The sequence below is a fragment of the Vibrio sp. KUL80 genome, from assembly GCF_059725495.1.
Map to the genome: position 1 here is coordinate 1,482,360 of NZ_AP045842.1, position 23,596 is coordinate 1,505,955.

A 23,596-nucleotide genomic window follows, 5' to 3' on the forward strand; every position below is an offset into this window, starting at 1 on the left:
AGTTTGAGTCGGAGTTAGCATGTAGCTTCTGCGTTTTACCCCTCCCAACCTCCCCTTATCAGGGGAGGAGTAAACGCTGCGCGCCGCCTAATGCTTTAACTTCGCTACAATCCCTTTAATCATCTCAACAACCGTAGTGGTTTCCTCCAAAACCTCTCGATTCGAAAACCTCACCACACGTATCCGAACGCTTTCTAAAAACTCACTCCGCCTCATGTCTGAAACCAACCCACGTTCGGAGTAGTGACTATCCCCATCTACTTCAATAGCAAGCCTCACCTCAGTTGAATAGAAGTCTAAAACATACTGGCCAACACCATATTGTCTCCGAAATTTGGCACCAAGTTGCCCCCTCCGTAGGTAATACCAAAGCCTTGCTTCGGTAAGTGTTGGATTACTTCTAAGCTGTTTTCGAAATCCAGTTTGTTGGGAGTCATTATACAAGTGTCTCTTCATAGCCTTTGCCACGTTGATAAGTGATACTCGACATTGGAGGAAACAACAGGATCATTGCCATCGCAACTTGGAAACAATGTGTACTTTGTGGGAGAAAGGTGTAATTGAGAAGTTTGAAAGGCTTGAGTACCTCTTGCTCACTAACAGTCTGAGCAAGAGGTGATAGTTAGGCTGGGATAAGTCGACTTAAACCCTCACAAACCGATTCTTAACGATACAATCAGCATACCTTTCCGCAGACTCATGTTTAAACTTCAATGGCTTGTCTAGCTCACCGAATAGAGATATACCGCTACCAAGTAACACTGGAATTGTGCTAATAATCAGCTCGTCAATCAGGTCTTCTTTTAAAAAGCTCTGAATGGTTTTGCCGCCATCGATATACAGGTCTTGGTAGCCCTTTTGAGCAAGGTCTTCTACGATATCTTTGAGTTCACCGTTGACCAAAAACACTTTGCCCTCTAACCCTTTAGGTACTTCAGTCATTGTGTTGCTCAGTACAAAGACAGGCTTCGAGTAGGGCCAATCGCAATCAAAGCTCAATACGATTTCTAGTGTGTTTCTACCCATTATGAGTGCGTCAACTCTGTCCATGAACTCCGCGAAACCAAAATCCGAACCCTCTGGATTTGGAATGTCATGCAACCATTCAACGCCGTTATCTTTGTCGGCGATGTAACCATCGAGGCTGGTAGCAATGTAAACGATGTTAGCCATGGTGAGCTCCTAGTTCATATCAGAAAATGTGTTCAATCTAGTCTATCTTTGCTAAAATTCTACAGTGTAGAAATTAAATGAAGTTTAGCTAGGAATTCATATGACTGTCAAGCCGAAGAAACGAGGACGTCCCGAGAAAGGGAAAGACGGACTGAGCAAAGAGCGTATTGTCGATACGGCAAAAGCTATGATGAAGGCTGACGGAAAGATCCCAAGCATCAGAGCGTTAGCGAAAGAACTTAATATCGATGCCATGGCGATTTATCACTATTTCAACAATAAAGATAGCGTTCTCGAGGCGGTTGCAATTTCTCTCGTTGAGGGAATTTACGAGCCAACTGGCACTACTCGATGGCAAGATGAGGTATTAGAGCTGGGCTGGAGTTATCTTAAATTGCTTGGTGAGTATCCGGGACTTCTGGAAACCTTGTTTAAGATGAAAAGCAGCGGCCCTGCAGACGTATTCATGTCAAGATTCAATGAGATTGTAGACGCTATCAATTTGACGAAAAGCGAGCGCCAAAATGCGGTCAATCTACTCGCGGATTACCTACATGGTTTTGCCTTTTCAATGCAATTCTCTTCTGCCAGCGAAGAAGATAAACGCGCTATTTACCAAGGTTCGATATCTCTTTATTTGAAAGCAGTGAGGCCGACACTTTCTTGTGCGAAAAACAGAGAGTAAGGTATTAGAAACAGGATATTTCACAGGGGATGTGATGACAGAGCTTTATGACTATATCGTTATTGGTGGTGGTATTGTTGGGGTATCAACGGCTTGGCAACTACAGCAGAGGCATCCTGGTGCTCAAATAGCCATTGTAGAAAAAGAGTCGACGCTGGCGGCGCATCAGACAGGTCATAATAGCGGAGTGATTCATGCCGGAGTCTATTATCAGCCGGGAAGCCTTAAAGCTGAGTTCTGCCGCAGAGGTGCTGAGGCAACGAAACGATTTTGCGACGAGCACGGTATCGCGGTCGAAAACTGTGGAAAGTTGCTGGTGGCGACTAATGAGATCGAAAAGCAACGAATGGAGGATCTGTATCAGCGCTGCCACGAAAACCAAATCGATGTCGATCTGATTGATGAAAATGAGCTCCGAGATATGGAACCGGCGATCAGCGGCTTGGGTGCAATAAAGGTTCATTCGACCAGTATTGTTGACTATCGGCTAGTCACTGAAAGGATGGCGCAGGCGTTTACCAAATTGGGTGGCAAACTTTACCTATCAAGTCGTGTTACCAATCTCACCGAGCATAAAGAGCGTGTGGAGGTCGAATGTGTATCGAGTTCATCTAAATCGATATTGAAGTGCAAACAGCTAATTGTGTGTGGCGGGCTAATGGCTGACCGCCTCGCGACGATGATCGGTATAACACCAGACTTTCAAATTATTCCCTATCGCGGTGAATATTACCGCCTAGCGGCGCGTCACAATCAAATCGTCAAGCATTTGATATATCCGATTCCAGACCCCGAATTGCCGTTTCTGGGGGTTCATTTAACCAGAATGATTGACGGCTCTGTGACGGTTGGACCCAATGCCGTTCAAGGCTTTAAACGAGAAGGCTACGGTGACTTCAATGTCAGTCTCGAAGACACGTTACAAATGCTTCGTTTTAAAGGTTTTTGGAAAGTAACGGCCGCTCATTTCAAAACAGGATTAACAGAGTTTAAAAACTCACTCTGGCGCCCTGGCTATTTGCAGTTAGTGCGCAAATACTGCCCATCAATAGAAATGCATGACCTAGAGCCTTATCCTGCGGGTATCAGAGCGCAAGCGGTGATGTCTGATGGACGGCTAGTGCATGACTTTCTCTTCGCTGAAACACCACGCAGTCTTCATGTTTGTAATGCACCATCCCCAGCAGCAACCTCGGCAATTCCTATTGGCCAGTATATTTGCGAGAAAGTAGAAGCGAAGACTTGTTGAGCTGTGGTTGTCAATCTATGGTAATGAAACTATTACATACTGCTTGGTTGAAGACAGTTTACAGATAAGCCAAACACAATGATGACTAACAATCCAACCTTAAACATCCGTCTAGCAAATCAGCAAGATCTACCTTTCATTTTACCGCTTTTCTGGGATGACAAACCCGAGTTGAAGCAAGCATGTCATGGCGAGATAACCGATGGCATGCATGCTATTTTCGAGCTGTTCGAGCTGTTCGAGCACTCAAGCGATCATTTTCTTTACGTTGCGACGTTAGACAATGTGGTAGTTGGCACATTACAGCTGAGTTTTATTCCTCAATTTACTTACAACGGTGAAATACGAGCTAATATTGAAGGCGTGTTTATCGCTAATAACGCGCAAGGACAAGGAGTCGGCGCGGCGCTAGTGAAGTTTGCCATCGAACAATCGAGACACAAAGGCTGTAAGATCGTTCAGCTGGTAAGCAATCAAGTCAGAGAAAGGGCGCATCGCTTTTATGAGCGACTTGGGTTTGAAAAGAGCCATTTTGGATTCAAATACTACATGGAATAGGACCGATGATCAGAGAGTACACCGACGCAGATACCGAGAGCATACTTAAGGTTTGGCTGGCCGCTTCTGTAGAGGCCCATGACTTTGTTGAGCCTATGTTTTGGCATCAGAAGCTTGATGATATGCGCGAGCAATATCTCCCTAACTCAGAGACTTATGTGTTTGAACAAGCTGGCAGGGTGGTCGGGTTTTACTCCCTCGTCGATAAACAACTTGCCGCATTGTTTGTTGAACCTCAGCTACAAGGTGGCGGCATAGGTATGAGCTTGTTATTAGATGCGAGGCGTAAACGCGATGCCTTGTCACTTTGTGTCTACAAAGATAACTGCCGTGCCATAGGCTTCTACCATCGCTGTGGCTTCACTATCGTTGATGAATCAACCGACCCTCATACGGGGTACTTGCAATTAACTATGTCGAGTTAAGCCTCTAGCTCTTTTTAAATCAGGCGTTTAAACTGGTTTGCATTGTTAGCTAGAGCGAAGGCAGACCATGTTTGATTTTGATGAGATTGTAGAGCGTAGAGGAACCCACTCGGCAAAGTGGGATGAAATGGAAGCGAGCTTTGGAGTGTCTGCGGACGATGGTCTACCCATGTGGGTCGCGGATATGGACTTCAAAGCGCCGTCTGAAGTTAACCAAGCCCTTCTCGATGCGGCAGCGAATGGTGTGAATGGTTATTACGGTGACGACTCACGCTATAAGGCATCTGTGGTTAATTGGATGCAAAAAAGACACAACTGGGAAGTATCACCGGAGTGGATCCTAACTTGTGCTGGTCTTGTTCAAGGCACGGCTCTGTGCGTTCAAGCTTATACTGAACCGGATGACGGCGTTATACTCTTTACGCCTGTTTATCATGCGTTTTCGCGGGTAATCAAAGCCAATCAGTGTGTCGTTGTTGAAAGTCCGTTGGTTGAGAACCAAGGCCGCTACGAAATGGATATAGCGGGGCTTGAAGCGAACTTAAAAGGCCATGAAAAGCTCGTTATCTTATGCTCTCCTCATAATCCAGGCGGACGTGTTTGGAGTAAGGAAGAGATCCGAGAAGTCGCGGACTTCTGTCATCGCCAAAATCTGGTATTGGTTGTCGATGAAATTCATCACGACCTCGTTTTCCCTCCTCACCAGCATACCGTTGCTACTCTGGCCGCTCCTGAGCATGAGCAAAACATGGTCATTCTGGCTGCGACAACCAAGACATTCAATATCGCCTCGGCACTAACAGGCGCTGCGATTATTCCCAATACAGAGCTTCGCGAAAAGTTTCAATTTGTACTCAACGCTGCCGGTATCGGACCCAACCGAATTGGCATGCTGATGGCAACAGCGGCTTATGAACATGGGGAAGCCTGGTTAGAGGCTTTAGTGGAATATCTAGATGAGAACCGCCGTATATTCGATGAAGGTATCAACTCGATCAAAGGGTTGAAATCGATGCCGCTGGAGGCAACATACCTGTCTTGGGTCGATTTTTCAGAAACAGGTTTGGCACCAAGTGAGGTAATTGAGAAGGTACAAAGTGAAGCCAAAATCGCAGCCAACCATGGTTCGACGTTTGGTTTGGGAGGTGAGCAGTTCCTTCGGTTTAATATGGCGACACCACGTTCAAGAGTAGTAGAAGCGATCGCTAGATTGCAGCGTGTTTTCGCTTAGCGTGTGATTGAATAAGGGAGGCGTTCGCCTCTCTTTGCGTTGTGAAGACTTTAGGCAATATGCTTTTCAATTAAGCTAGATATATAAGCATCCTCGAGCTCTGCGCCCATCATTAGTTGGTGGTTTAAGAGCCCAAGCATCAGGGTATAGAGCTCGTTCGAGAGTGTATTGCAGACATAGTCATCTAATAGCGCTAGGTACCTTTGATTCGCTACATTCATACTAGGGTCACTAGATACATTCTCATATCCAATGACTTCAATGTAATCAGCGACAAGCTGCATTTCTTGAAAAAACCGTGGTGAAAGCTGCCTAAATATGGCGATAAAATTGTCTATTCGTTGAGAACGCGAGGCGTCTTTCGCTTTCGGGAAATCAATTAAAGCATCCGAATCATAACTGACCATAGCCTCGGTCGCAGCCTTGAAGAGTTCATCCTTGCTTTTATAGTAATGATAAACAGCACTCTTGCTCATTCCTAATAAGTCACATAGTTGGCGCATACCTACGTTCTTGTAACCATGCTCTAAAAACACGGTCGTCGCTTTGAGGGCTATCTCTTGGCGTCTCTTATCGTGATCAACGATTTTCGGCATTTGTATCTCTAACTCTCTGAACCAATTCAATAATAGTAACACAGTTTCTATTATTTAGACCAGTCGGTCAAAAAAGATCTTTACTCGATCGGATTGGCGTTATATTTTAAAAAGACCAAGTGGTCTATAAAAGGGTTTTACTATGAATATCAATTGGAACTTCCCAAGGGTGAGAGGCGGTTTTTGGGGCAACATTGATAAGTTGATCGGTCCCGGCGCAACTAAAGCTGAGAAGCGAATTCAGCTCTATATTCCGGTAATAGCAGGAGTCGCTGCCATTGGCTTTAGCAGGGAAGTCAGCTCTTCGTGGGGCATAGGGCAACTCGCACTACTATTTTTGCTCACGATAGATATCGTGGGCGGCATTATTACCAATGCGACTTCTAGTGCTAAGCGATGGTTTCATCGCGAAGGGCAAGGGGTTAGGCAGCATCTCTCGTTTGTGGCTGTTCATTTCGTGCAACTATCACTGGTTGCTAGCATGTTTTTGCAAGGAAACTGGTTGTGGGTAGCAGTCACAGGTGGCTATATGATGATAGCGAGTTGCGTGGTACTGATGACGCCGCTCTACTTGCAGCGACCGATCGCGCTCGTTATGTATGCTGGCGCGTTGTTGTTGTCCCTGTATTGGTTTGCGGTGCCAGTGGGACTTGAGTGGTTCTTGCCACTCTTTTATCTCAAATTACTGGTTAGCCATATCTTGCGAGAAGAGCCGTATCGTCCCGAATCAGAGCAGACAGCAAATGAGGAGATATAGGTATGTCACGAATCCAAAATATCTTAGTTGTTGGCGCGACCGGTTACCTTGGTCTGCACATCATAAAAGAGTTGTTGATGCGAGAAGCTCGCTTCAAGGCGTTAGCTCGAAATCGCAGTAAGTTAGAAGTGATCGGGCTAGATGCATCGCAGATAGTGGAGGCTCAGGTGACGGATCCTAAGCAATTGGAAGGTCATTTTAACGATGTTGATGTGGTGATTACATGCCTAGGTATTACTCGACAACGTGATGATGTCACCTATATGGATATTGACTATCAAGCGAATCTCAATGTGCTTAAAGAAGCAGAAAAATCAGGCGTGAAAAAGTTGATCTACATTTCAGCCTTCGGTGCTGAGCACCATCAAAACGTCAGATTGCTTGCCGCAAAAGAGCGATTCGCGCGCAGGCTGTTAAACACAGACGTTCTGGAGCCTTGTGTTATTCGCCCAAATGGTTTCTTTTCCGATTTAGAAGAGATCTACAACATGACTGCCAAAGGAAAAGGGTATCTTTTTGGGCAGGATGGTGTGCGTGTGAACCCGATTCATGGCGCTGATCTCGCTCGATTTTGTATTGAGGCGATTGATCGCACGGAACTGGAGTTGACCGTAGGTGGGCCTGAGGTACTGTCTACGCGTGAAATGATTGAGCTTGCGTTTAACGCTCAGAGCAAAGAGTCGAAAATAATTGTTCTGCCAGACTTTATTAGAAAGCTAGGGCTTGTCATTGCGAAACAACTACCAGAGAAATGGGGAGGGCCCGCGGAGTTTTTCCTTACCATGTTGGCGCAAGATGCCATCGCTCCTCGTTACGGTCAACAAACACTTGGCGACTACTACATTCGCTGTTTTAATGAGGAACAAAGCGACAGCCAATGAATGCGGAGTAGTGATGCACGATTGGAGTATTGAAGTTAAACAGGTATTAGAACCTCTAAAAAACAGTGACAATGCCACTTTTATGAAGGCATACATGCGAGACCAGTATGAGTTCTATGGGATTCAATCAGGGCCAAGACGTGACGCGTTAAAAGTGCTGTTCTCGAAACCGCATTTGCCCAGCTTAGATGAACTGGCTGCTATTGTTGATGAGCTTTGGGCTTTACCTCAAAGAGAATATCAACTCGTTGCTGTCGATTTACTTATCAAGCAAAAGAAAGTGTTATCAGAGTCTTTCCTTCAACATGTCGAGCGCTGGATCACAACAAAGTCATGGTGGGACACGGTAGATATGCTAGCCACTCACATTGTGGCTAGCTTGTACCAGCGATTCCCTATGGAAACCGCTTGTGTGATAAAACAGTGGCGCGAAAGCAACAATACTTGGTTGAGACGCACTGCAATTCTCTACCAGTTGAAGTTCAAGCAAAATACCGATCAAGGTTTGCTGTTTACCATCATCTCTGAAAACCAACTAGACAAAGAGTTCTTTATTCAAAAGGCGATTGGTTGGAGCTTGAGGGAATACTCAAAGACTAACGCCGCAGCAGTGATTGAGTTTATCGATACTCAAAAGATTGAAGGACTGGCCAAGCGAGAAGGGCTGAAATGGCTAAAGTCCCACAATAAGATCTAGACCGTTGCAATCTAAATCCGTGTGGCCTTTTTTTAAAATAGTTACGTAAACTAGAAGTAGTTATATAAGTTAAAACAGATAGTTAACTGAAATAGGATTGATTAATTTTCAATGGACTCCGTTACCCAAGCGGCCCTAGGGGCAACCGTTGCTGGTGCGATAGCTGGCAAACACTGTAATGTAAAGGTGCTTCTTACAGGCGCTGCACTTGGTACTTTGCCAGATTTGGATGTGGTACTCGATTATGGTGATGCCGTAAGCAACACCATAAAGCACCGCGGGTTTACCCATTCGTTGCTGCTGATTCCAATATTTTCCCTTATTGTCAGTTGGCTCTATTGCCGTCTTAGACCTGATGCGTTTTGGTCGTTTAAACGAGTCTTTGCTTTAGTTCTCAGTGTGCTGGTTACACATGTCGCAATAGATGCGATGACCACGTATGGCACTCAGTTGCTGTGGCCACTGCCCGGTTACTTTGAAGTAGGTAATGTGTTTATTATCGACCCGCTTTACACCATACCTCTGCTTATTGGTATTGTCGTAGCGTTGTTTTCCAAGCGTGTGGGTGGGCGTTGGTGCCAGGGCGTTGTTTTAGTATCGAGCTTGTATCTCTTGTGGGGCTTTGCAGCCCAGCAGGTCATCGCCGACCGAGTCGAGGAAAACCTCGCGGCACAAAACATTAGCAATGATCAAGTATTGATCACTCCATCACCATTTAACACTTTGCTTTGGCGCGTTGTTGTCGTTGAAGGTGATCAGTATTTCGAAGGGCTAGCATCTCTGCTTGATTCTGATCGTCAAATTGACTTCATTCAGCGTTCTCGTGGCGAGTGGCCTCTCGAGAGTAAGCCGCAGACTCTCATTGGCTTAGAAGCCTTTTCACATGGGTTTTTGGGATATCGCCAAGATGGAGAAAAGCTGATTGTGTCTGATCTTCGGTTAGGCATGGCGGATAGCTTGGCGTTTGAGTTCGTTTTCGCTAAAGCTACGGCCGACTCAAAATGGCAGTTATTGGAGGCTCCGACTCGCTATCCTAGTGAGCGTAGCCTTGACCAAATTTCCGTGCTTTGGGAGCGAATGTTGGGTGACCAAGGGATTGATGCCAACTTACAGAGAGTGGCTTACAACAAGGCACGCGAGCATCAAGAATGATCGACAAGGTCCTACCTTGTTTGGTAACCAAAAGAACGAGTCTTTAAGGGTTCGTTTTTTGTCGCCACGATAAAAATCATTATTTGACGAAGCGAATCATGTAAGTTCACTATTCCCGTCCTAAAATTGTCACTGGAGACAGTGACTTGCTTGTCAAACATACACATCTTTCCCTACTGAGGACACAGATATGACACTTGCCGCATTGGCGATTCTGGTTGGTTTTATCTTATTGGTTTGGAGTGCAGATCGATTTGTCGACGGTGCTGCGGCAACGGCGAGTCACGCTGGGATGCCTCCACTACTGATTGGTATGGTCATTGTTGGTTTTGGTACCTCTGCACCAGAGATGGTGGTGTCAGCGATGGCGGCGGCAGAGGGGAACCCAGAGCTTGCTTTGGGTAATGCGTTAGGCTCAAACATTGTTAACACTGGCCTTATCTTAGGTGTTACTGCACTGATCGCACCGATTATGGTGCAATCTGTGATTGTTAAGAAAGAGCTACCATTACTGTTCGCTATTAGTCTATTGCTGGGGGCATTACTTTGGAATGGTGTGCTAGGACGCGGTGAAGCGGCGATTCTACTTATTGGCTTTTTCAGCTTAATAAGCTGGAGCATTTATTCTGGAATCAAGGGTAAAGGCGACCCACTAGAAACCGATACCGAGCAAGAGCTACAAGAGAAGACGATGTCACTAGGAAAGGCGATATTCTGGTTGGTACTCGGCCTTGTACTGCTGGTAGTCAGTTCACGCATTCTTGTATGGGGTGCGGTGACGATAGCTCAATCTCTTGGCATCAGTGACCTAATTATTGGTCTAACCATAGTGGCGCTTGGTACATCATTACCAGAGTTAGCCGCCTCCATCGCAGCAGCGCGTAAAGGGGAGCATGATATTGCGATCGGTAACGTCGTTGGATCCAATATGTTTAATATTCTAGCTGTCGTTGGTATTGCAGGTATGATCTCACCAATCGCGAGCGTGCCTGAAGCTGTACTATCTCGTGACTGGCTGGTGATGATGGCGATGACAGTGGCGCTGTTCTTTATGGCGTATGGATTTGGTCGCCAAGGCCGAATTAATCGAGTTGAGGGTGCGCTGCTGTTAGCTGGTTACAGTGCATACAACATTTGGCTTGTTCTGTCCGTAACGGCGTAGCAGTTAGAACATAGATTGAGAGGTACGTGACTCAACGTTAGTCTTGAGTCACGTACTTGATTAGCGAAACAGGAAAGCTCACCTATCGAAATTAATCGTCTTCTTTTCTTCTACTCTGCTGGCGAATGTAATCGCCAAACTCGTATTTTCTTTCTTGATGTCCAATCTGGTATAGCTCTGTCTCTGTTCGCTGCTGTGAGTAGCTAGACGCTTTCATTGAGCCTTTACCGACGCGAAGCATGTTTTCTACTACACGTTTGAAGAAACGGTCGATACGACGACCATACATTTGTAGAACACCGAGCATACTGCAAAAACTCATAGCTAGGGCGACCGTCCAGTGAATTTCTATCATGCCAATCCTCCACAATGGGAAGAGAGAGCTGAAAAAGAGTGTTTGAAACAGGATTGGGAAGATAGTTGTCTTGTTACTATGTCATTATGCTGAGCGATTTTAGAATGATATGACTTAGTATGAAGAACGGTTCGCGTACTGCGTGGAGAGGATGGAACAAGCGCATTTAATTGGAAGAAAGAAAGGTTCGCATGCTGTGCCGGTGGCGCTGCAGGCTGTGGGCGCGTTGAGCTGCGCAGTTGGTTTGGATCGCTTGTTGATGCGAAACGGGCCAAAGTGATCATGGATTTTTTTACCTTTATTATTTGAGCTGACTTTACAAAAACTTGGAAGGTCTTTGCTGAACGTGAATATAAGGTATGCGGCTTTGTAACATCAATGTGTCTGAAATTAGTTGATACAATCAGTCACAGAGCTAAATGCTAATTAACGAACCGTCGATGTTTGACACGGCTAATTAATATAATTCGCGCTTCTAAACAAATCGACGGATGACATCTAAATATCAGTGACTTAGCTCATTTATGATTGTGTGTTCATGGTAATAAACTCAATACTTTCAGATGGTTGTAGATTATTCACATAAGAGGCTTGTTCAGAAACCACCAGCACATGGCCATCTGTAAAGTAGTCGTGTTGACTGTTGTTCTTCGTTACAGAAGCAAGCTGAATGTTTTCCGCGTTCCATCGGTCATTCAATCTGAATACGTCGGTTTTTAACTGCTCTCGTTCAACGTCGACATCGGGCGAGATAGAGTGTAGTACGGTAACAATTCCTCCATAGGGTGTTAACTTAAGCCCGTCATCGTAGCTTAATGCGCCAACCCAAACGGGTTGTTTGGTTTGAGCATCAATACCCGCATACCACCATCGTATGTGTGAGCGATGAGTCAGTGTCCCTGGTAGCTGAAAAGCGAAATGCTGAGGCTGACCATTCCAAAGCAAGTCAGAGACGGGTGGCGTGCGCTGCTGTAATAGAGAAACATAATCTGCTAGCTCAATATCACTTCGAGAGAAGGTTTTATTTTGAATCCAACCTAACTCGTCCATTAGCTTGACTGGTGATTCTCCTAAATAAACTACGTTAAGGGCCTGTGCAGCGTACAGTGTCGACTGTCCTGCGTAGACTTTGTAATCAAGCTCAGCAAGGTTTACTTCAACGTTTTGTGTTTGTGTAAGCGGCACAACGGCGTCATCACTCCACCAGAAAAAATGCGAGTAGTTGAGTGCTAATGCACCCGCGAGAAATAGACTTGACGCTTTTAGCCAGGAGTTGCGCCACTGCTTCTTAATGCCAAAGTAGAGCAGAGCAAGTGATACCAACGTCAGCCCGAGCGTATACTTATGCTCAGACACAAAGGTCGCGGCTTCACCCAGTATCGGCACATTGTCTACACCCGCTGCCAATAGAAAGCCCCAAGTAACAAACTGACCAACACCTAAGACAAGCCCAATAAGTGTATAGGCAGAGAACTTACTCCATCGGATATGATTAGCACCTGCCATAAAGGGCACTACCCACGCGATTGGTCCCAGTAGGCGCGCAAAAGCTATCACCCAAAAGGCGTTACGATTAATCAGTAAGCGGCAGCGGGCTAATGGGCGACGGATTTTAGGTTGCCAGCGCAGTAAAGATTTTTGGGTGCGGAATCCATAGCGACGTCCAATTAGAAAACTGAGTTGGTCGCCAATTAGACCTCCTAACAGAACCGCAAACACGGCTAAGTAGGCACCAGAATAGAGCTGATAGCCTGCCGCAATCATGAAAGGCTCACCAGGCACGACAAGGTTTGGTCCTATAAGTGCGTCTAACAGCGATCCAAAAAACAGTCCTAATGTTTCAAACATATCCAATCCTTACCTAGCTTACTTGTTACAAATTTGCGCTAGCATTACTGCTGCTGATAATGTCCAAACTTGTATTCCATCTCGTTGTTGCGCATTTCACCAAACATGAAACGGCGAACGTTCGCTTTTAGGTAGGTAAAGCCCATTTTAAAGAAGCCATCTTGCTCAAGACGACGCGGATCGAACTGGAAGCTCATTGGTAAGAATCGAAAACGCCATGTTTGTGCAGCCTTCTTAACATAGTGGCAATCCTCACAGAGTACGATCTCCTCGTCGAAACCACCGATCTCTTGGTGCACTCGTTTGGTTGAGAAAATGCATGCGCCAACCGCAGTAGGGAAGAAGAACTGAGTAGCAAATAGTCCGGCGTTGAAAAGACCGTATCCAGCTTTGAAAGCGGGAGCGAGTTTGCGTGATCCCATGTAAACACCAGCCACTTCGAGCTTTTCTTCTTCAAGTTTGTCGATAGCCTTTTGAAGAAAATCCTTATCTAAACGAACGTCAGCATCCAAGAACAGTAGGCGCTCATTTTTAGCCAGGTTTGCTCCTTTGTTTCGACCTAGGCTTACGCCACGATCAGACATTTGGTGTACCGTTAAACTAGGCAGTGCGGCGTGGTATTTTTCAGCAACTTCGCGGGTACGGTCATCACTGTTTGAGTCGACAACAATGACTTCGAAATCTTGATAGGTTTGACAGCTCAAATCGCTAAGAAGACGAGCTATACGTTTTTCTTCATTTAAGGTGATAACAACTACGCTTAGTGATTTCATCATTCTTTCCCTCTTGTCTGTGGGGTCCATCAGTTGATACAGATAGCCGCATGATTCTCGAAGCGCGGCTGATTCGATGGAGCCAGTATGCTAAGGGCGCACTGAATGAAGAATGAGTGGGGAGTTCAGAATCAGTTCATCTAGATGAACGACGCGCTTTTCTATCGAAAAGCGCTTATGGAACAGAAGCCTAGGCGTTATACGCAATGTGCTATACGTAAAGTGTATTGGGTGCTACACGCTATGTGCAAACTTAGCAACTTCGTCAAGAACGTGTGGGTTTGCAATTGCACCTTTGTTGTTAACTTCTTTACCATGCAGCACTTGTTTCACCGCAAGTTCCACCAACTTTCCAGACTTTGTTTTCGGTATTTCACTGATAGCATAGATTTCTGCAGGCACATGGCGAGGAGAGCAATGTGTTTTAAGCTGCTGCTTGATAGAATCGCGCAAAGATTCGTTGAGTACCGCTGTCGGTGAAAGCTGAACAAACAGAACGATTCTTTCGTCGCCAAGATGGGTTCGACCTACAGCAATAGAGTCTACGATATCATCAAGCTGGTTTACCTGCTGATAGATCTCGGCGGTTCCAATACGCACACCGCCTGGGTTAAGAGTGGCGTCACTGCGTCCAAAGAAACGCATCCCACCATTTACTGTTTTTAATACATCGTCACCATGACTCCAACACTGCTCAAAGTCAGCCCAATAAGCATTATGGTAGCGTTCACCGTCATCATTCCAAAAGCCAATCGGTTGATTTGGAAAGCTATTAAGACAAACGAGCTCGCCGCGCTCTTCTGAAACAGACTTTCCGTTGGCGTTAAACACGTTAACATCAAGACCAAGTCCTGGAGCTTGGCATTCTCCTCGATAGACGGGAGAGATAGGGTTACCAAGGACGAAGCAGCCACAAATGTCGGTCCCGCCAGAAATAGAGGCAAGATGGAGGTCAGATTTAATTGTCTGGTAGACATAATCAAATTGCTCTGGGTACAAAACAGACCCTGTTGAGCAAAGGGTTTTGAGGTGGGTAAGTGCAAACTTCTTATTCGGAATAAAACCGTTTTTCTCGATAGCTTCCAGATACTTAGCTGCAGTACCAAATAAGGTCACCGATGAACGCTCGGCCAAATCCCAAAGGACTTCTTCAGAGGGGTAAACGGGGTTTCCATCATAAATAACAAGCGTTGCCCCACTCGCGAGTGCAGACACATGCCAGTTCCACATCATCCAACCACAGGTAGTGTAATAGAAAACTCGGTCATCAGAGCGAATATCGCAATGTAGCTTGTGCTCTTTGAGGTGATTCAACGTGATACCACCAACGGAATGGACGATGCATTTTGGCTTACCTGTGGTACCAGACGAGTAAAGAATAAACAGAGGTGAGTTGAATGCAACCCTATTAAAGCGAAGAGGCTGTTTTTTGTAGTGAGTAAAGATAGAGTTCCAATCGACATGGTTAGCCTTGTCGCTTTTAACGATCTCAGCGCTTTCCTTCAAAGGTTCTTGTTGACCCAAATGCTGATAGCCAATCGTGCAAATATAGGTGATTGACTCGATCGCGTGACAGATGGCTTGATTCTTTTCATTCATTGAAAAGGACTTACCGCCAAACTGATACCCATCGACGCCAAATAACACCTTAGGTTTTACCTGACCGAAGCGCTCGATGACGCTCTCAGCACCAAAGTCGGGTGAAGTTGAGGTCCAAATTGCCCCAAGGCTTGTTGCCGCTAACATGGCAATGACGGCGTGAGGGGAGTGCGGCAAGTACCCTGCTACAACGTCACCTTCACCGACATTTACCTCGATTAGCCACTGCTGCATTTGTGACACTTGGTCTTGCAGCTCCCGCCATGAAAGCTCGGCAGTGTAGCCTTGCTCGTTTTGAAATATGATCGCAAGGCTCTCACCATTTTTGTCACCATAAGCGAGCAAGTTCTCAGCATAATTGAGCCGAGACTTCGAAAGCCAAATGGTATCTCTCGCCGGTACCAATGCTCCCCATGCCGCGTCACCTAATGTCGCTATTGGACCTTGTTTTGAACCAATGACGCCACAGAAGTCCCAAACCCGCTCCCAGAACTGCTCAGCGTTGTCGAGGCTCCATTGGTGTAGCTTCTGATAATCGATAGGAGTAGAGCCTTCAAGGTCGAGCTGGTTGATAAATTGTTGTAACAGGCTCTTGGATGCTTTATTAGCATCAGGTATCCACATTGGCGGGTTTAGATTTGGGTGCGTTAACATTTTACTTACACTCTTTAGGGTGTTGTTTTGATTCTAAGTTTTGGTTGTTTAGCTCGCGAAGTCAAACTTAATGGTGAATTTCAATTGATTGAATTTTCAGTTAAAAAATTACAAATGTAAATTTTATGTTACACCGCGGGCGTACTACAGGATCTACTGGGTTATTGTCAGAGAATACTCGAACACATAGGCTTTATGTAAGGAGCTTGTTAAAGGAAATGGCATGACTCAGTATGTATCTAAACCTGTGAATGAACAGGGATTAATTGATTGGAGTGAGGATGAGGATCGTATTTGGCACGATTTAGTCGCACGCCAATTGGATCTTGTTAAGGACAGGGCGTGTAAAGAGTACTTGCGCGGTCTTGAACTGCTTAATCTGCCGATAGATCGTGCTCCGCAGTTAACAGAGATTAATGATGTGCTAAAGCGAGAGACCGGTTGGCAAGTAGAGCCTGTCCCTGCGTTGATTGACTTCGATCGATTCTTCGCGCTTTTGGCGGCGCGTAAGTTTCCTGTCGCAACGTTTCTGCGCTCTAGAGAAGAGTTTGATTACCTCCAAGAGCCTGATTTCTTCCATGAAATTTTTGGTCACTGCGCAATGCTCACTGACCCAGACTTTGCTCAGTTTACTCAGCACTATGGCCAACTTGGTTACCAAGCGGACAGTAAAGAGCGTGTGTATTTGGCGCGGCTATATTGGTTTACGGTTGAATTTGGTCTAGTTGAGCAGAATGGTGATCTCAAGATATACGGCGGCGGTATTCTCTCATCCCCTGGTGAAACACTGTATGCCCTCGATGATGAGAGACCGCTTCGCCAAGCGTTTAATGTTGATAATGTGCTTCGAACGCCCTATCGGATCGACATTATGCAGCCCACCTATTTTGTGCTTGACGACATACGACAACTTTATGAATTGAAACAACAAAACTTATCCCAAGATGTTGCTCGCGCAATGGAATCTGGGCTACTTCCTCCACTTTTTGAACCAAAGGACATAACACATGCTTAATGAGTTACGCTGTGAAGCCTGCAGCAGTGATGCAATTGCGCTTGGCAAAGACGAGCAACAACAGTTGCTGACGGAGTTAAACGACTGGCAAATTGTGGACCGTGATGGCATTCCACAGCTGGAGAAGGTTTATAAGTTTAAAAACTTCAAGCTGGCTTGGGCATTTTCAAACCAAGTGGCGGAGCTCGCAGAAGATGAGTTTCACCACCCCTCTATACTGCTAGAGTGGGGTAAGGTGACCGTAACCTGGTGGAGTCACTCTATCAAGGGTTTGCATCAGAATGATTTTATCTGTGCGGCGAAATGTGATGCGATGATGGTTGATTAGAATCTATTTTTTCGACCAGTTGCTACAGTCATACTAATCAAAATCCCTGCCTTAGCGGGGATTTTTGCGTTTTAGGTGTACAAATAATTTGATAGGTAACCCTGTAAGGGGATAGCGTAACAAGAAAGCGATATTGGTCAAAAAAGATGATGAATCCTTACAGTTAATGTTAGTGAGTTTGCGTACAATACTTTGAGGCTAGAGAACAATAACTAGAGATCTACAAAAGGGAAATTATGTTCAAGCGCAGTATTAAATGGATACTTCCTTTCGCCATCCTCGGTGTCGCTGGTGGGGGCTACATGTTGGTTCAAGAAACCGCTCCGGAGATTGAAGAGCAAAAAGAACTCGATACCACCCCGCGTGTTAAGACGCAGATCATGCAGGCAGAAGCTCACCAGGTTCAGATCTCAAGCTTTGGTGAAGTGGTGCCTTTGGAGCGCACAGCGCTTTCAACACAGGTGTCTGGTGAAGTGACGAGTTGGCACCCTAACTTTGTTTCTGGCGGTGTTGTAAAACGTGGCGAGGTACTATTCACCATCGAAAAGGATGACTACCAAGCGGCTGTACTTCAAGCTGAAGCAGAGTTAGCGCAGGCACAGGCCACGTTGATTGAAGAGCGCGCCAAAGCAAACGTGGCAGAGCGTCAGGCGAAAAAGATCAAAGATACTCAGGTCTCTGATCTCTACCTACGAATTCCACAAGTTCTTAGCGCAGAAGCCAGAGTCAAATCTGCGCAAGCGGGGCTGAGACGAGCAAAGCGTGATTTGGAAAATACCGAGGTTGTTGCTCCGTACGACGCGCTAGTGGTCTCTCGTAATATAGGTGTGGGTCAATATATTACGGCGGGTTCGCAAGTCGCTGACATCAACAACATTGAGTATGCAGAGGTCATGGTGCCTATTGCTGGCTTTGATGCGCCCTTCTTGCCGCGCGACATTGTTGGTGTTAAAGCAGAGATCATCGCTAAAGGTCGTGTTGAAACGGTACGAGATGGGCAGATTGTTCGTGACTTGGGCGTAGTAGACAGTGCAACACGTATGGCGAATATGGTGATTCGTATTGCTGATCCTTATGGTCTGAAAACGAGCGTTACTCCACTTCCATTTGGTTCCTATGTAGAGGTTCGCTTTAATGGTAGAGAGGTTGCGAATCTATTCAAAGTTCCCCAAGAGCTGGTGGTCGACGAGCGTGTCTGGGTGGTTGATCAAGAGGACAAACTCGTTCCAAAAACGGTTCATGTACTGCGCGAAGAGCAAGCTAACTTCTTCATTGATTCGGGCATTGAAAACGGTGATGAGGTGGTGCTAACTGTGCCTGAATTCCCGCAAATTGGTATGACAGTGATTCGTTCTAACGATGAAGTAGAGGCAATTGCGCAGCAAGGAGAAGCCAGTGAGTAACAAAGCTCAACGCGGCATTATCGCCTTATTTGCCAATAACTCGGTCGCCGCCAACTTGCTGATGGCGTTTGTGCTGATCATGGGTACGGTGAGTTACTTCTTGATCCAACGTCAGATGTTCCCAAATTTTGAAATTAACTACATCAGCGTGACGGCATCCTACCCAGGAGTATCAGCGCAAGAGATTGAAGAAACCATACTGATTAAAGTGGAAGAGTCGTTAAAAGACGTCACCGAAATCAAAAAAGCCGTCACCGACGCGTATCGTGGCGGTGGGCAGGTAACGCTCGAAATAGATACGAAAGCCAACCTGATGGAAGTGTTGGATAAAGTAAAACAGCGGGTCGATGCGATCGCGAGTTTTCCTAAGGCGATGGAGCCTATCAAGGTTACCCAGATAGAGTTCAAGCAAGACGTTATTGGTATGGTGCTATCTGGGAATACGTCCTTGATGGAGCTCAAGACCATATCAAAGCAGATAGAAAAAGAGCTGTTGCAGCTCAATGATGTGTCTCTGGTAGAAGTAAGCTCACCACCCGATGAGATCGGCATCGAGATTCATCCCGATGAGCTTCGAACCTATGATTTAACCCTTGATGATGTCGTCACTGCGATTCAAAAATATTCCGCTAACTTCTCTGCAGGTCAGGTGCGAACCAGTACAGGCTTGGTCTCTATTCGCATCGAGAATCAGTACTATGATGGTTACGAGTTCAGGCAGATTCCCGTTAAGTTAGGGGCGAATGGCTCCAAGGTACTTCTTGGAGACATTGCGACCATCAAAGATGCGTTTACAGAGGGGCAGCACTACTTCAAGTTCTCAGGCGAAAATGGCATTTACCTCACGGTAAAAGCGACCAAAACGCAGAACATGGTTCCGGTCGCTGAAACGGTTCAACGCTACATTGAAGCAAGAAACCAGACGCTTCCACATGGCGTGCAAATCCATACGCTGATGGACATGACGTATTACCTGAATGCCCGTCTCGACATGATGCTTAAGAATCTGTTGCAAGGTGCAGTGCTTGTTGCTGTGTTACTGACTATCTTCTTGCGCTTCCGTCTAGCCATGTGGGTAATGGTGGGGCTGCCAGTCTGTTTTCTCGGCGCGGTAATGTTGATGCCGTTGTTCGATGTCAGTATTAATATTATTACTCTGTTTGCTTTCATTATGGTGCTCGGGATCGTGGTCGACGACGCCATAGTGATAGGAGAAAGTGTTTACACCGAAGTCGAGAAAAGTGGTGGAGGCGTAACGAATGTCGTGCGTGGCGCGCAGAGAGTAGCGACACCTGCGACCTTTGGTGTATTAACCACGATTGCCGTGTTCGTGCCATTCTTGTTTTCCACTGGACCTGAAAAAGCCTTCTTCTATGGGCTGTCTATCGTGGTGATCTTCTGTTTGATATTCAGTCTTATTGAATCCAAGCTGATTTTGCCTGCTCACCTTGCGCACACCAAGTTTACTCCGGTCAAAGAGAACAGTTATCGGGCACGTTTCAACCGCGCTTTCTTCCGACTGATTAATGGACCATACAAACGCTTGGTGAGCCGCTGCGTTGAGTGGCGTTGGTCAGTAATGGCGGGGTTTGTCGGTATATTGCTGGTAAGTGTTGCTATGATGACCTCGGGGCATGTTCGTATGATTCCGAGCCCGAAGGTTCCTTCTGATTTTCCAATTATCAAAATAGAGATGAACAGTAACGTCTCCGATGAGCAGACGATTGATGCGCTTTTAACTTTAGAAAAAGTGGTCAGCGCCGTTGATAAAGAGGTCGAAGAAGAGTACGGCATGCCAGTCATCAGAGATATGATGACGATTAATACAAGCCGCACAGAAGGCATGTTGATCTTACCTCTGGTGGATGAAGAAGTTCGCCCTGTCGATGCGTTTGAGCTGTCGCGGCGTTGGCGTGAAAAACTGCCTACTATTGTTGGCCTCAAGTCGATCATTATCAATGACAATGTGACCGGAGGTGATGGGGGCGATGAATTTGGTTATCTGCTGTATGGTCCAGACATGGATGTGCTCAATGCGGCAGGTAGGGAGTTGGTTTCACAGCTTCGTTTACAAACGGGTCTATTTGATGTCAGCTCATCAATGGACACTGGCAGTCGTGAAGTACAACTTTCTCTCAAACCTGTCGCTTACGACCTCGGGCTAGATTTAGCTAGTGTGGCCGCGCAAGTCGGGGGAAGCTTCTACGGCGGTGAGGCGCAACGTGTATTGAGAAATACCGAAGAAGTGAGAGTCATGGTGCGTTATCCAAAGCTCACTCGTGAGGCATTCTCATCACTGCGTTATGCACTAATTAATACACCATCTGGCAAGAAGGTGATGCTGGGAGATGTCGTCGATATCGAGAGTAAGCCAGGTATTAACCAGATCCGACGTGAGAATGGTTTCCGGACAGTTTATATCTATGGTTCTATTGATGAGTCGGTGATAGAGCCGGATCAAGCGGTCAAAAACATTGAAGACAATGTGCTGCCAGAGATCAAAGCGCTGTTCCCAGGCGTAACGACAGAGCTTGGTGGTACCATCGAAGAGCAGCAAAAGCAGAAGGCGGAGCAAATTGTTTTCTTTATTGCTGGCATGATAACGGTCTACATTCTGCTTGCAGTGCCGCTTAAGAGCTACGCTCAGCCGTTCATTATTATGTCTGTGATTCCGTTCAGTCTAACGGGCGCTATTTGGGGCCATTATTTCTATGGCTTGGATATGTCGATGATGTCGACGTTTGGTTTAATCGCGGCGGCAGGGGTTGTTATCAATGATTCCCTAGTAATGACCGATTATGTCAACCAAATCAAAGCGCGCTGTGATTGCGCTAAAACGGCTGTGGTTGAAGCAGGGTGCGCGCGTTTCCGGGCGATTACTCTCACTTCAATCACCACGTTCTTCGGCGTGTTGCCAATTATGTTCGAGACCAGCTTACAAGCCGCATTCGTTAAACCAATGGCTGTTGCTCTTGGGTTCGCGGTGATGTACGCCACGGTGGTTACGCTTATCGCCGTGCCTTGTTTGTATGTGATGCTAGAGGATATCGGCAAGGTATTGACTAAACTCAAGCACCTTTACTTCCCAGCTAAAAGTGGTCAGCCTGAAAACTCTCCATCTAGCTAACTGCCCGCAATAAACCTCACCGAGCACAGAATCTGTCGCTCGGTGAGGGCTTTCCTTCACGCCTTTATTTTTAACGCATTCAGCACCAACTATTCGAAAATTAAATATTACCCGCTTTGAGTCATTTCTAGCAACTCCCTAAAGTTAGCGCAAGAAAACAACGTCAACACCCATGGCAAATTGACCATAGGCTTTAATGACCACGGATGACCTAATTAAACGGACTTTTCTTGATTAGGTAATATCATGAAAAAAACGATACTTGGTATGGCGCTATGTGCGCTGACTGCGGGCGCATGGGCGTCAAACTCTACTCAAGCTGATGCTGAGGATATCAACTACGGCGATCCTACTGCGTCATTCTCGACGCTTGGTGTATCTCGCTCAGGTGACGCGACTCAGCTTAATGGCATGTTGGGTATGGGTAACAACATCTTCCAATTGGATCTTGGTGTTGCTGACAAGAAAACTGCCGACGGTAAAGTCGACTATAACTACCGTGGTCGCTATTTCCATGTCACTGATGGGCTAGGCTTTAGCGTAGATGTTTTAGGAGATCGCAATAGTACAACAGCATTAGCTGGGATGATCTATAAGTTCCAGATTACTGATAACGTAATGCTTTTCCCTATGCTTTCCGTCGGTCGAACGTCTGCGGATGAAGCGGGTAAAGAGACGTTTAAGTCAACGGTATATCAAGCTGGTCTGTACGGAATGTATGCTTTTGATGCTGGTCACTGGCTCTATGCCAACCCTAAGTCTACTTACGTCCAACAAGCTAAAGAGTGGGTACCTCAAGTGGAAGTTGGTGGTGGCTATATGCTGACAGACGTGGTTTCGGTGGGCTTTAAAGTTGAACATACTGCTGAAACTAAGTATATGAAGAAAGACACCACAGGCTGGTTGCAAGCTAACTACTACTTCTAATGGGGTGAGATCGTGGCAGACACACTAGACATCGTCAGGATGTGTGTCATGGATGATCGCAGTTTTATCATGGCTTACTTGATTGGCGCTGCCTCGATGTGGTTGTGGTTCGAGTTTCGCAGACTAGGACCTAGAACGAGACGCAGTGCTGATGACGCAGAGCAATAATCAAGTAAAACAACGGCTCCCTAGGGAGCCGTTTTTAGTAGGCAAAAGTCTCTAACTAGCAGAATACGTTGGATTCAAAGCGATCTGAGATTCGAATCATATCGATAGCTCCGATGTACTGGCTTGCGTCCGTGTAACCGCCGCGCATCTCATAGGCTGTTAGCTTTAAAGGTGCACTGCTTAGGATGGGTTGCCCTGGTGTTCGAGTAAACTCAGCAACTTGTTCACAAGCGTGAGTCAAGGTCACTGTCGTTCCATCAGAGCGAAGCATGAGTTCATGAAAATCAGCATCCTTTATGTTGGTGAACAGTTTACGTTGGTGCTGTTCAAAGGTCGCCATAAAGACATCATCAATGATTTCCAGATGCAAGCCCAAACCGTCATCATTCCATAGTGAAAGAATGGACCCTTCCTCCCCAGTGGCTCTAATCTGGATCGTAAACTCGTCTCCTAAAGGACGTGATTCAAAATCGCCATACTGATCGGTTTGCAAGCGGGGTTGGCCTTCCATCTGACCTTGGTCGTCCATAAAAGGCACCAACTTAATCGCATTCTCAAGACGTCCTGACACAGATACTTCTGCATTTTTAGCCTCGAGAGCAGTCAGCATTCTGTCACCGCTGTCTATTGGATACAGCTTGCTGTTGTATTCGCTGTAATCAACGTAGCAGTAGTCTGATAGCTCGCAATCTTCAGTGGAAGACAGTGTCCAAAAGCCTCGCGTGTTGGCGTCGACCGGAATCGGGTTATCCCTATACTCGGTTTCGTTACATCCAGCGAGAAGCATTATAGACAGTACACTTAGTGCAATAGTGTTCTTTTTCATCGTATGT

General features: G+C 46.1%; 24 protein-coding genes. 16 read left to right on the forward strand and 8 right to left on the reverse strand.

Going from position 1 to position 23,596, the window contains the following annotated elements; translation table 11 throughout:
* Positions 1-87 precede the first annotated feature (87 nt).
* Both AC6I8U_RS23135 and AC6I8U_RS23140 read right to left on the reverse strand, forming a co-directional pair.
* Complete coding sequence (locus tag AC6I8U_RS23135; protein ID WP_498018695.1) at positions 88-456, reverse strand: endonuclease domain-containing protein; 369 nt, start codon at positions 454-456, stop codon at positions 88-90.
* A gap of 186 nt (positions 457-642) precedes the next feature.
* A complete protein-coding gene (locus AC6I8U_RS23140; protein ID WP_498018696.1) occupies positions 643-1,173 on the reverse strand; it encodes a dihydrofolate reductase family protein in 531 nt (176 codons plus the stop codon).
* Between the two features lie 100 nt (positions 1,174-1,273).
* On the opposite strand from AC6I8U_RS23140, the gene AC6I8U_RS23145 reads away from it, so the two are divergent.
* The 5 genes from AC6I8U_RS23145 (at position 1,274) to AC6I8U_RS23165 (ending at position 5,321) form a co-directional block, all read left to right on the forward strand.
* The gene (locus tag AC6I8U_RS23145; RefSeq protein ID WP_498018697.1) at positions 1,274-1,858 is read left to right on the forward strand and encodes a TetR/AcrR family transcriptional regulator; all 585 of its coding nucleotides are present in this window, start codon (positions 1,274-1,276) and stop codon (positions 1,856-1,858) included.
* A 34-nt stretch (positions 1,859-1,892) separates the two neighbouring features.
* The gene (gene lhgD, locus AC6I8U_RS23150; RefSeq protein WP_498018698.1) at positions 1,893-3,107 is read left to right on the forward strand and encodes an L-2-hydroxyglutarate dehydrogenase; all 1,215 of its coding nucleotides are present in this window, start codon (positions 1,893-1,895) and stop codon (positions 3,105-3,107) included.
* Positions 3,108-3,185: 78 nt separating this feature from the next.
* Complete coding sequence (locus AC6I8U_RS23155) at positions 3,186-3,665, forward strand: GNAT family N-acetyltransferase (protein ID WP_498018699.1); 480 nt, start codon at positions 3,186-3,188, stop codon at positions 3,663-3,665.
* A gap of 5 nt (positions 3,666-3,670) precedes the next feature.
* On the forward strand, positions 3,671-4,090 hold the full coding sequence (locus tag AC6I8U_RS23160) for an N-acetyltransferase (protein WP_498018700.1): 420 nt from the start codon (positions 3,671-3,673) through the stop codon (positions 4,088-4,090).
* 67 nt (positions 4,091-4,157) lie between these two features.
* On the forward strand, positions 4,158-5,321 hold the full coding sequence (locus tag AC6I8U_RS23165) for a MalY/PatB family protein (protein WP_498018701.1): 1,164 nt from the start codon (positions 4,158-4,160) through the stop codon (positions 5,319-5,321).
* 50 nt (positions 5,322-5,371) lie between these two features.
* Here AC6I8U_RS23165 and AC6I8U_RS23170 read toward each other — a convergent pair whose 3' ends face one another.
* Positions 5,372-5,917: a TetR/AcrR family transcriptional regulator gene (locus AC6I8U_RS23170; protein WP_498018702.1), complete on the reverse strand. Its 546-nt coding sequence runs from the start codon at positions 5,915-5,917 to the stop codon at positions 5,372-5,374.
* A 142-nt stretch (positions 5,918-6,059) separates the two neighbouring features.
* Between AC6I8U_RS23170 and AC6I8U_RS23175 the strand changes: the two genes are divergently transcribed.
* The 5 genes from AC6I8U_RS23175 to AC6I8U_RS23195 all read left to right on the forward strand — a co-directional run bounded on the left by AC6I8U_RS23175 (position 6,060) and on the right by AC6I8U_RS23195 (position 10,566).
* A complete protein-coding gene (locus AC6I8U_RS23175) occupies positions 6,060-6,674 on the forward strand; it encodes a hypothetical protein (protein WP_498018703.1) in 615 nt (204 codons plus the stop codon).
* A gap of 2 nt (positions 6,675-6,676) precedes the next feature.
* Complete coding sequence (locus tag AC6I8U_RS23180; protein WP_498018704.1) at positions 6,677-7,555, forward strand: SDR family oxidoreductase; 879 nt, start codon at positions 6,677-6,679, stop codon at positions 7,553-7,555.
* 13 nt (positions 7,556-7,568) lie between these two features.
* Positions 7,569-8,252, forward strand: coding sequence for a DNA alkylation repair protein (locus AC6I8U_RS23185; RefSeq protein ID WP_498018705.1), 684 nt, complete (start codon positions 7,569-7,571; stop codon positions 8,250-8,252).
* 111 nt (positions 8,253-8,363) lie between these two features.
* Positions 8,364-9,404: a metal-dependent hydrolase gene (locus AC6I8U_RS23190; protein WP_498018706.1), complete on the forward strand. Its 1,041-nt coding sequence runs from the start codon at positions 8,364-8,366 to the stop codon at positions 9,402-9,404.
* Positions 9,405-9,594: 190 nt separating this feature from the next.
* The gene (locus AC6I8U_RS23195) at positions 9,595-10,566 is read left to right on the forward strand and encodes a calcium/sodium antiporter (RefSeq protein WP_498018707.1); all 972 of its coding nucleotides are present in this window, start codon (positions 9,595-9,597) and stop codon (positions 10,564-10,566) included.
* A 91-nt stretch (positions 10,567-10,657) separates the two neighbouring features.
* Here AC6I8U_RS23195 and AC6I8U_RS23200 read toward each other — a convergent pair whose 3' ends face one another.
* The 4 genes from AC6I8U_RS23200 to AC6I8U_RS23215 form a co-directional block, all read right to left on the reverse strand.
* On the reverse strand, positions 10,658-10,921 hold the full coding sequence (locus tag AC6I8U_RS23200; RefSeq protein WP_128648690.1) for a hypothetical protein: 264 nt from the start codon (positions 10,919-10,921) through the stop codon (positions 10,658-10,660).
* 522 nt (positions 10,922-11,443) lie between these two features.
* Positions 11,444-12,769, reverse strand: coding sequence for an LssY C-terminal domain-containing protein (locus AC6I8U_RS23205; protein ID WP_498018708.1), 1,326 nt, complete (start codon positions 12,767-12,769; stop codon positions 11,444-11,446).
* Between the two features lie 44 nt (positions 12,770-12,813).
* Entirely contained in the window at positions 12,814-13,542 is a 729-nt protein-coding gene (locus tag AC6I8U_RS23210; protein WP_498019637.1) for a glycosyltransferase family 2 protein, read from the reverse strand.
* A 234-nt stretch (positions 13,543-13,776) separates the two neighbouring features.
* A complete protein-coding gene (locus AC6I8U_RS23215) occupies positions 13,777-15,795 on the reverse strand; it encodes an acetoacetate--CoA ligase (protein WP_498018709.1) in 2,019 nt (672 codons plus the stop codon).
* A 223-nt stretch (positions 15,796-16,018) separates the two neighbouring features.
* On the opposite strand from AC6I8U_RS23215, the gene phhA reads away from it, so the two are divergent.
* The 6 genes from phhA to AC6I8U_RS23245 all read left to right on the forward strand — a co-directional run bounded on the left by phhA (position 16,019) and on the right by AC6I8U_RS23245 (position 22,763).
* Entirely contained in the window at positions 16,019-16,810 is a 792-nt protein-coding gene (gene phhA / locus AC6I8U_RS23220; RefSeq protein WP_394150233.1) for a phenylalanine 4-monooxygenase, read from the forward strand.
* A complete protein-coding gene (locus tag AC6I8U_RS23225; RefSeq protein WP_042470984.1) occupies positions 16,803-17,138 on the forward strand; it encodes a 4a-hydroxytetrahydrobiopterin dehydratase in 336 nt (111 codons plus the stop codon). The genes phhA and AC6I8U_RS23225 overlap by 8 nt, the downstream gene beginning before the upstream one ends.
* Before the next feature lie 233 nt (positions 17,139-17,371).
* On the forward strand, positions 17,372-18,541 hold the full coding sequence (locus AC6I8U_RS23230; protein ID WP_498019638.1) for an efflux RND transporter periplasmic adaptor subunit: 1,170 nt from the start codon (positions 17,372-17,374) through the stop codon (positions 18,539-18,541).
* Positions 18,534-21,668, forward strand: coding sequence for an efflux RND transporter permease subunit (locus AC6I8U_RS23235; RefSeq protein ID WP_498018710.1), 3,135 nt, complete (start codon positions 18,534-18,536; stop codon positions 21,666-21,668). The genes AC6I8U_RS23230 and AC6I8U_RS23235 overlap by 8 nt, the downstream gene beginning before the upstream one ends.
* A 246-nt stretch (positions 21,669-21,914) precedes the next feature.
* The gene (locus AC6I8U_RS23240; RefSeq protein WP_498018711.1) at positions 21,915-22,595 is read left to right on the forward strand and encodes a hypothetical protein; all 681 of its coding nucleotides are present in this window, start codon (positions 21,915-21,917) and stop codon (positions 22,593-22,595) included.
* Positions 22,596-22,607: 12 nt separating this feature from the next.
* Positions 22,608-22,763, forward strand: coding sequence for a hypothetical protein (locus AC6I8U_RS23245; RefSeq protein ID WP_498018712.1), 156 nt, complete (start codon positions 22,608-22,610; stop codon positions 22,761-22,763).
* Between the two features lie 55 nt (positions 22,764-22,818).
* On the opposite strand, the gene AC6I8U_RS23250 is transcribed toward AC6I8U_RS23245, so the two are convergent.
* The gene (locus tag AC6I8U_RS23250; protein WP_498018713.1) at positions 22,819-23,589 is read right to left on the reverse strand and encodes a hypothetical protein; all 771 of its coding nucleotides are present in this window, start codon (positions 23,587-23,589) and stop codon (positions 22,819-22,821) included.
* Between the last annotated feature and the right edge of the window lie 7 nt (positions 23,590-23,596).